Below are 6040 nucleotides of genomic sequence, written 5' to 3'. Positions count from 1 at the left end.
GCCCCCCGCCCTGCGTCTGCCCACCGCCGCCGAGCCCGTGGTCAGCGGCTTCGGCCTGGGCGTCGCCCGGGCGGCGGCCGCCGCCGCGCTTGTCGGCATCGCCGCCACGGCCCGGGTCTGCCGGTCCGCCGGACGACCGCACCGGTTGACCCTGCTGCTCGCCGCCGCCGGCACCCACCGACACGAGCCGGCTGGCAGCGGGGTCGTCCACCACCTGGACCACCACCCGGCCCCGGACGCCGCGATCGTGGCCAAGAGCGGTCCGCCCACCGTGCTCGTCGCCGAACCGGGCGCGATGTTCCTGCGGATCCGGCTGACCAGCCGCTTCCACCCCGTGCTGTCCCGCCGCTCCGCCGTCCCGCCCGGTGGCCTGATCGCCCACGCCGGCGTGGTGATCGACGCGCTGGAGACATTCCGCCGCGCCCACCTGGCGTCCCGGGCCGACCGCACCGACCAGGTCGGCGCCGAGCTGGGCATCGGCGCGGTACGGGCCGGCCAGCCGGACAAGCCCGACCTGCTGCCCGGCGTGCTGGAGTTCGACGGCTACCTGGTGACAGTGCCCGGCGACGACCCGGCGCTGATCACCGAGACGCTGCGGGCGACCCTCACCGACGCGCTGCGGCACACCCCGCTGCGGGACTGCGGATTGACGGTGACCGGCCGGGCGGTCCATCCGGCGGCGGCCACCCCGGTCGACGCGCCGATCTGCCACCACGCGCACGCGGCCTGGCAGGCCACCCACGGGCAGCCGCCACCACAGGTACGCGGCTGGACCGGGTCGACCGACGGGGTGGTGTTGCGCGGCAGGGGGGTGCCGACCGTACGCCTCGGTCCACCGCCGCTCGCGCCGGACCCCACCGACCCGCGACGTGACAGCTACGCGGTGGCGGATCTGCTGCGGTTCGCCCGCCTGTACGCGGACATCGCACTCCGGCACCAGCACTCATCGACAGAGTGATGGACCGCATGCCATGATACTGTCTCACTTAGTGCTCGAAGGAATCCAGATGGCGGACGACAGTCTCGGGTCGGCACGGAGCGCGGAACAAGGCTCGCCGGCAATCCAGACCGTGCAACGCGCGGCGGTCATCCTCAACGCGTTCACGGCGGCACGGCCCCGCCTCAGCCTCAACGAGCTGACCGCGAGCCTCGGCACCAGCAAGGCCACCGCCCACCGCTACACCAAGGCGCTGCGCGAGAGCAACCTGCTGCGCTACGACGAACGCGAGGGGCTGTATTCCCTCGGCCCGCAGATCCTGACCCTCTCCGCCGCCGCGCGCGCCGCGATGCCTGTCATCAGCATCGCCGGCCCGCACATGCAGCACCTGGTGCGCGAGATCGACGAGACCGTGGTGCTCAGCGTCTGGGACGGCGACACCGCCGTGGTGGTCCGCGCCGACGACAACACCGACCGGGTCATCCGGGTCAGCGTCCGCACCGGTTCCCGGCTGTCGCGCACCGAGTCGGCGCAGGGCCGGGTCTTCTGCGCCTTCCTGCCCCCCGACGACGTGCCCGGACTGGCCGAGGACCTGGCCGGCTCCGCCGAGTTGCGCCACGAGGTGGACAAGATCAGGCGCACCGGCATCTCGGCGAACACGCCCTCGGTCAACGGGGTCCGCAGCCTGGCCGCACCCATCTTCCGGGGCAGCACCCTGATCGCCGCGATGGCCATCGTCGGCACCACCAGCTCGGTCCCGGAGGGCACCGACAGTCCGCTGGCGGTCGCGCTGCAACGCACCGCGGCCGTGGTCACCGCCGAGTTGGGCACCGCCACCGGCGAGAACGGTCACCCCACGGCGAACGGCAACGGCGCCCGCACCCGCGCCCGCTGACCGTCGCGACCCCGTCCGCGCAGGCTCAGCCCGCGCCGAGTTCCTCGGACAGCTCCCTGGCCACCTCACGCAGGGTCTGCGCCGCCGTGGCCTGCGCCACGCCGGCCAACGCCGCGCTGGTGCCCAGCACGGCCAGGGCGGCCACCACCCGGCGGCGTTCGAACACCGGCGCGGCGAGCACCCGTACCCCGAAGTCCTCGGGCGAGTTCACCGCGAAGCCGTCCCGGCGCACCTGCTCGGCCACCTTCCGCAGCTGTGCGGAGAGACGGAGCTGGCGCGCCACCACGGGCACCTCGTCGGTGGGCAGGAACGCGCAGAGCACCCGCCCCTGCGCCGAGCGGGTCAGGTCGAGCAGCGAACCGGTACGCACGCTCAACCGCACGTCACCTGTGGTGTCGTCCATGCAACGCACCACCGTCGGCGCCTCGCCGTTCCAGATGCTCAACACCGAGGTCAGGTTGGTGAGCCGGGTCAACCGCGCCAGATGGGGCTCGGCGGCGGTGACGATGGGCAGCGCCGCCCGCGCCGCGGCCTCCATCGCCAGCACCTGCGGGCCCAGCGTGTAGGTGGCCGTACCCACGTCGAAGCGCAGCAGGTTGGCCGCGCGCAACGCACGCGCGTACCGGTGGGCGGTGGCGCGGCTGATCGACAGATCGGCGGTCAGCTCGTTCAGGGTCAGCCGGGGGCGCTCCACCGAGAACGCCTGGAGGATGGTGGCCGCCCGCTGGACGGTCTGGATCGCCGGCGCGTCGCCGACCGGCTCCTCGCTCGCCTCCGCCACCACGCCACCTCGTACTCGTCGCCGGCCCGCCGGATGCGAACTCTACCGAGCACCACGGGTACGACGCGAGCACCGGACGGGCGGGCCGACCGGCGAAAGGGACCTCACCCGGTCCGGGCGGCCCGATCCGGGTGGTCCGGGTCGGCGGCGTTGAGCTGCCGGTGCACCTCGGCGCTGTCCCAGTAGTCCACCCGGTGCGCGACGCGACCGTCGGCGTCGACCCGGAACCGGAACACGCCCCGTACCCGCACCGGCACCCGCCCGGCGGACACCAGCCGGAACGACAGCCGGTACGCCAACGCCGCGCGGTCGCCGTCGACGAGCAACTCCTCGACCTCGTAGTGCAGGTCGGCGAACTCGGCGAAGAAGGCGTCGAGCCGCCGCCGGTAGCCGCTGCGGCCGACCACACCCCGCCCCAGGGCGGTGGTGTGCTCGTTGACGAAGTCGACGCTCACGCAGTCGGCGACGGCATCCGCGTCGTGGGCGTTCAACGCCTCCAGGTAGCGCAGCACCGCCACCCGGGTACGCCCGGCGGTCAGTTGCCCCACTTGCGCCGTACGGTGTCGAAGACCTGCTGGTCGTGGGAGATCTCGATGACGTTGCCGTCCGGGTCCTTCAGCGCGCAGATGTAACCCACCGGCGGCGGCATGTCCCGCGGTTCCCAGTGCAGGCAGCCCAGCTCGCGGGCCCGCTCGGCGATCTCGTCCACGTCGGCCCGCCGGGGCACCTCGATGCCGATGTGGGCGAACGGGTGCAGCAGGCCGAGCTGGCCGCCGCGGTCCTTGTTGAAGGAGACGAGCACCAGCACGAACGGAGTGTCGGCCTGCTTGTCGTTGGAGAGCCACACGCTCTCCCCGTCGGCGTCGGCGAACCGCTCCACCACCACCAGCGGGGTGAGTGAGGTGTAGAAGGCGATGGCCTTGTCCAGATCGCCGGTGGGTAGCGCCACGTGTGTCCAACGGGCTTGTGTCAGACCGGTCGCCATGTTGTGCCTCCACCGTACGGAAATTGGTTCCTTGTCACGCTGTGACCAGGCTATTCCCCCCTCGGGCGAGCGGCGATGTGCCGGGGACACAAAGCCGGGCGGGGTGATTCGGCGCGGCGGGACGGTGCCGGTGGCGAGGTGACGTGCCAGCGTGAGCGGCGAAGCGTAGCCGCCCGGGAGAGCCGGTCGGCGCCGGCAGGAGGTCGCGCATGCAGTACCGCAGGCTCGGCGGGACGGGCGTCGAGGTGAGCACGCTCTGCCTGGGGACGATGATGTTCGGGGCCTGGGGCAACCGCGACGAGCAGGAGTGTCACCGCATCGTCGGTGCGGCGCTCGACGCCGGGGTCAATCTCGTCGACACCGCCGACGTGTACGCCCACGGCGAGTCCGAGGAGATCCTCGGCCGGGCACTGCGGGGTCGACGCGACGACGTCGTACTGGCCACGAAGTTCCACGAGCCGATGGGTGACGACCGCAACCGGCGGGGCAACTCGCGACGCTGGATCCGGCGGGCGGTGGAGGAGAGCCTGCGTCGGCTCGGCACCGACCGGATCGACATCTACCAGGTGCACCGCCCGGACCCGCGTACCGACCTCGACGAGACCCTTGGCGCGTTGACCGACCTGGTGCGGCAGGGGAAGGTGGTGAGCATCGGCACCTCGGCCTTCCCGGCCGAGGAGATCGTCACGGCGCAGTGGGTGGCCGAGCGCCGCCACCGCGAACGGTTCACCACCGAGCAGCTGGCGTACTCGATCCTGACCCGGGGTGCGGAGGCCGCCGCCCTGCCGACCTGTGCCCGGCACCGGCTCGGGGTGCTGGTGTTCAGCCCGCTCAACGGCGGATGGTTGACCGGCAAGTACCGCTCGGCGCAGGTTCCGGCGGACTCCCGGGCCGGACGCAACGGCGACCACTTCGACTTCCGCGACGCCGCCGCCCGCGCCCGCAAGCTCGATCTGGTCGGCGAGCTGGCGGCGGTGGCCCGGGAGGCGGGCCTGACCCTGATCGAGCTGGCGTTGGGTTTCGTGTTGAGCCACCCGGCGGTGACCAGCGCCATCATCGGACCGCGCACGCTCGAACAGCTACGCAGCCAACTCTCCGCCGGGGAGTTGGGCGCGCTCCCCGCCGACCTGCTGGACCGGGTGGATGCGCTGGTGCCGCCGGGTCACGACGTCAACCCGGCCGACGCCGGCTACCGGCCGCCCGCGCTCACCGACCCGGCACTGCGCCGCCGCAGATAGCACCGCAAACGGCCGCGCCGTCGCGGACAACAGACCGGCCGCGCCACCCGAGACACCTCGGGCGGCACGGCCGGTCGCGGTGCGCAAGCTCAGGCGACGCCGCGTTGGAACGGCTGGGCCAGGGCCCGGGGTTCGCGGTGCCCGGTGGCGAAGACGAGCATCGCCAGCAGTGCCAGCAGGTACGGCGCGGCGATCAGCAACTGCGAGTTCATGGTCACCCCGAGGGCCGGCAACGCCAGCCGCATCGCGTCGGCCAACCCGAACACCACGCAGCCCACCAGGGTGCGGCGCAGCCGCCAGGCACCGAAGATCACCGCGGCGATGACCAGGTAACCACGCCCGGCGGTCATGTTCTGGTTGAACGAACCCACCTCGCCGACCGCCAGGTACGCGCCGCCGAGCCCGGCGAGCAGCCCGCACCAGAGCAGGGCCTGCCGGCGGCGCCGGTTGACGTCGATCCCGCTGACGTCGGCGGCCTGCGGGTTCTCCCCCACCGCCCGCAACTCCAGCCCCCACCTGCTGCGCTCCACCAGCCACCAGGTCAGCGGTATGACAAGCAGCAGCAGGTAGACCGGCCAGCGTTGGACGAACAGCAGTGGCCCGAGGATCGGGATGTCGCGCAGCACCGGGACGTCGACCAGCCACACCTGATGGCCGGTGAAGCTGCTCACCGTGATCAGGTAGCTGGTCAGTCCCAGCACGAGGGCGTTGAGCACCAGGCCGATCACGAAGGTGTTGATCTGCAGGCGGTGCGACAGGTTGGCGTGCACGAAGGCCACCGCCACGCCGACCAGGGCGCCGGCCGCCAGCCCGACGGTGGCGCTGCCGGTGGCGCTGGCCACCGCGATCGAGCCGAACGCGGCCCCGAGCAGCATCGCCTCCACCGAGATGTTGAGGGTGCCGGCGCGCTGCGCCAGGTACTCGCCGCAGGCGGCGAAGGCCAGCGGCACGGTGAGCCGGGCCCCGCTGGAGAGGATGGTGGCGATGTTGTCCGCGGCGCTCATGACATACCTCCCCCGCTCCCGATCTCGCCACGGGACATGTCCGCACCCAGCGGCGACCTTCGCTCGCCCGGTTCGCTCATGCCGGCCTGCCTTCCCTGAGGTGCTACGTGGTTGGTTGCGGTGGTGCCGGTGGTGGCCGGCTCCGGGTCGGCGGGCGCCGTGGGAACGGGCGGGGTCGGCTGCGGCGTGGCCGGGGTGGC

At 72.7% G+C, this 6040-nt stretch carries 7 protein-coding genes; 3 read left to right on the top strand and 4 right to left on the bottom strand.

The window, feature by feature from the left end; all coding sequences use genetic code 11:
* Both C1I93_RS31805 and C1I93_RS27425 read left to right on the top strand, forming a co-directional pair.
* Positions 1–958 (top strand): zinc-binding metallopeptidase family protein (locus tag C1I93_RS31805; RefSeq protein WP_181445354.1); only part of this gene is annotated, 958 nt, incomplete at its 5' end.
* 49 nt (positions 959–1007) lie between these two features.
* The gene (locus C1I93_RS27425; RefSeq protein WP_181445353.1) at positions 1008–1832 is read left to right on the top strand and encodes an IclR family transcriptional regulator; all 825 of its coding nucleotides are present in this window, start codon (positions 1008–1010) and stop codon (positions 1830–1832) included.
* Positions 1833–1857: 25 nt separating this feature from the next.
* Here the strand turns inward: C1I93_RS27425 and C1I93_RS27420 are convergent, their stop codons facing one another.
* From C1I93_RS27420 to C1I93_RS27410, 3 genes are all read right to left on the bottom strand, one after another.
* Positions 1858–2613, bottom strand: coding sequence for an IclR family transcriptional regulator (locus C1I93_RS27420; RefSeq protein WP_181445352.1), 756 nt, complete (start codon positions 2611–2613; stop codon positions 1858–1860).
* Between the two features lie 104 nt (positions 2614–2717).
* Positions 2718–3161: an ester cyclase gene (locus C1I93_RS27415; protein WP_223256463.1), complete on the bottom strand. Its 444-nt coding sequence runs from the start codon at positions 3159–3161 to the stop codon at positions 2718–2720.
* A complete protein-coding gene (locus C1I93_RS27410; protein ID WP_111246168.1) occupies positions 3149–3598 on the bottom strand; it encodes a VOC family protein in 450 nt (149 codons plus the stop codon). Before C1I93_RS27410 ends, C1I93_RS27415 begins: the two co-directional genes overlap by 13 nt.
* Before the next feature lie 209 nt (positions 3599–3807).
* On the opposite strand from C1I93_RS27410, the gene C1I93_RS27405 reads away from it, so the two are divergent.
* Positions 3808–4836, top strand: coding sequence for an aldo/keto reductase (locus C1I93_RS27405; RefSeq protein ID WP_111246167.1), 1029 nt, complete (start codon positions 3808–3810; stop codon positions 4834–4836).
* Positions 4837–4925: 89 nt separating this feature from the next.
* On the opposite strand, the gene C1I93_RS27400 is transcribed toward C1I93_RS27405, so the two are convergent.
* On the bottom strand, positions 4926–5840 hold the full coding sequence (locus C1I93_RS27400) for an ABC transporter permease (protein WP_111246166.1): 915 nt from the start codon (positions 5838–5840) through the stop codon (positions 4926–4928).
* Positions 5841–6040 lie beyond the last annotated feature (200 nt).

This window comes from Micromonospora endophytica (genome assembly GCF_003236305.1).
Taxonomy (GTDB): domain Bacteria; phylum Actinomycetota; class Actinomycetes; order Mycobacteriales; family Micromonosporaceae; genus Micromonospora; species Micromonospora endophytica.
Note: the sequence above shows the minus strand (reverse complement) of the source record. Positions and strands in the feature narration are given on the sequence as shown.

Excerpts from the sequence above, each read along its gene's own strand:
- C1I93_RS27410 (WP_111246168.1), bottom strand. The coding sequence starts at position 3,598 with ATGGCGACCGGTCTGACACAAGCCCGTTGGACACACGTGGCGCTACCC.
- C1I93_RS27425 (WP_181445353.1), top strand. The coding sequence starts at position 1,008 with ATGGCGGACGACAGTCTCGGGTCGGCACGGAGCGCGGAACAAGGCTCG.
- C1I93_RS27405 (WP_111246167.1), top strand. The coding sequence starts at position 3,808 with ATGCAGTACCGCAGGCTCGGCGGGACGGGCGTCGAGGTGAGCACGCTC.
- C1I93_RS27400 (WP_111246166.1), bottom strand. The coding sequence starts at position 5,840 with ATGAGCGCCGCGGACAACATCGCCACCATCCTCTCCAGCGGGGCCCGG.